The sequence below is a fragment of the Pseudomonas sp. NBRC 111127 genome (genome assembly GCF_001320345.1).
Lineage (GTDB): Bacteria > Pseudomonadota > Gammaproteobacteria > Pseudomonadales > Pseudomonadaceae > Aquipseudomonas > Aquipseudomonas juntendi.
The window spans coordinates 1-2,020 of sequence record NZ_BCBD01000295.1; the positions used below are offsets into that span (position 1 = coordinate 1).

The following is a 2,020-nucleotide window of genomic DNA, read 5'->3' on the forward strand; positions in this document are numbered from 1 at the left end:
AGCTGGGCGAGATCGAGGCGCGTCTGCTGGAGCACGACCTGGTGCGTGAAGCCGTGGTGACGGTGCCGGACGGCAAGCAGCTGGTCGGTTATGTGGTGCTGGCCGGCGAGGCCGCCGATTGGCAGGCACAACTGGCCGAGCACCTGCGCCGCGGCCTGCCGGACTACATGGTGCCGAACCAGTGGCTGGCACTGGACAGCCTGCCGCTGTCGCCCAACGGCAAGCTCGACCGCAAGGCTTTGCCTGCCGTGGATGCCGCGCAGTCGCAGCGTGCCTACGTGGCGCCGCAGAGTGAACTGGAACAACAGGTCGCGGCGATCTGGGCGCAGGTGCTCGGGCTTGAGCGGGTCGGCCTGACGGACAACTTCTTCGAACTGGGCGGGCATTCCCTGCTGGTGATCAATATCGTGTCGCGTATTCAACTCGAACTGGGGCTGAAACTGGTCCCGCAGCTGCTGTTCCAATACCCGGTGCTCGGTGCACTGGTGGCGCAACTGCAAGCCACCGGCGCACAGGTGCAGGATGCGACCCTGAGCCGTCTGGAAGGCCTGCTCGACGACATGGAGGGGCTGTGATGGACAATACCGTTGCCGCGCGGATCGCTCGCCGCTTCATCACCTTGCCCCTGGACAAGCGTGCGCTGTACCTGGAGAAGATGCTGGCCGAGGGCGTGTCCCCGGCCAACCTGCCGATCCCCGAGGTGCAGTCGGCCTTCGAGCAACTGCCGCTGTCCTTCGCCCAGGAGCGCCAGTGGTTCCTCTGGCAGCTGGAGCCGCACAGCAGTGCCTATCACATCCCCATGGCCCTGCGGCTGCGCGGCCGGCTGGATCGCCAAGCGCTGCAAGGTGCCTTCGAGCGGTTGGTGGAACGGCATCAGACGCTGCGCACCCGCTTCGTCTTCGACCAGACGCGCCCATTGCAGGTGATCGACCCCGGGGCCGGGTTGGCTATCGCCCATGAGGTGGTCGGGCCGCTGGACTTGGCACAACTGGAGGCCCGGGTGGCCGAGGAAACCCGCCACCCGTTCGACCTCGAGGCGGGGCCGCTGCTGCGGGTCCGCCTGCTGGAGCTGGCGCCCGACGACCATGTGCTGGTACTGACTCAGCACCATATCGTTTCCGATGGCGTGTCGATGCAGGTGATGGTCGGCGAGCTGATCGCCCTGTATGCCGGCTTGAGCCTCGGCCAGGCGCCGACGCTGGCGCCGCTGCCGATCCAGTACGCCGACTATGCCCTGTGGCAGCGCCACTGGATGGAGGCGGGCGAGCGTGATCGCCAGCTGGCCTACTGGACCGAGCGCCTGGGCGCGCAGCAACCGGTGCTGGAACTGCCGCTGGATCACGCGCGGCCGGCGCAGCCCAGCTACCGTGGCGCGCGCTGCAACCTGCAACTGCCGGCGGCCTTGAGTCATGACCTGCATGCCTTGGCCCGGGCCGAGGGTGGCACCTTGTTCATGCTGCTGCTGGCGGCATTGCATGCGTTGTTGCACCGCTACAGCGGCCAGCACGATATCCGCATCGGGGTGCCCAGCGCCAACCGCAACCGGGTCGAGACCGAAGGGCTGATCGGTTACTTCGTCAACACTCAGGTGATTCGTGCCCAGGTCGCCGGCGAGCAGCCCTTCGTCGAATTGTTGCGCCAGGTCCGCCAGCACGCCTTGGATGCCCAGGCCTATCAGGAGCTGCCGTTCGAGCAACTGGTCGAGGCCCTGGCGCCGGAGCGCACCCTGGGGCTCAACCCGCTGTTTCAGGTGATGTTCAACCACCAAGCGGCCGGCCGTGGCGGGGCGACCAGTGCGCGCCTGGGCGACCTGCAGATCGAAGGCGTGGACAGTGTCACCGAAGTGGCCCAACTGGACCTGACCCTGGAGACCCGCGAATCGCCAGAGGGATTGGAGGCGTCGTTCATCTATGCCACCGACCTGTTCGAGCGCTCGACCATCGAGCGGCTGTCCACCCACTTCATCAACCTGTTGCAAGGCATCGTCGAGCAACCGCACCAACCGGTGGCCGAACTGCCG

2 protein-coding genes are annotated in these 2,020 nt (G+C 66.8%); both read left to right on the top strand.

Going from position 1 to position 2,020, the window contains the following annotated elements:
• A partial coding sequence (locus APH30_RS26930; protein ID WP_256222153.1) for a phosphopantetheine-binding protein occupies nt 1-575 on the top strand: 575 nt, incomplete at its 5' end.
• The coding region (locus tag APH30_RS26935) for a condensation domain-containing protein (protein ID WP_256222154.1) at nt 575-2,020 on the top strand (1,446 nt) is incomplete at its 3' end. The genes APH30_RS26930 and APH30_RS26935, both read left to right, overlap by 1 nt.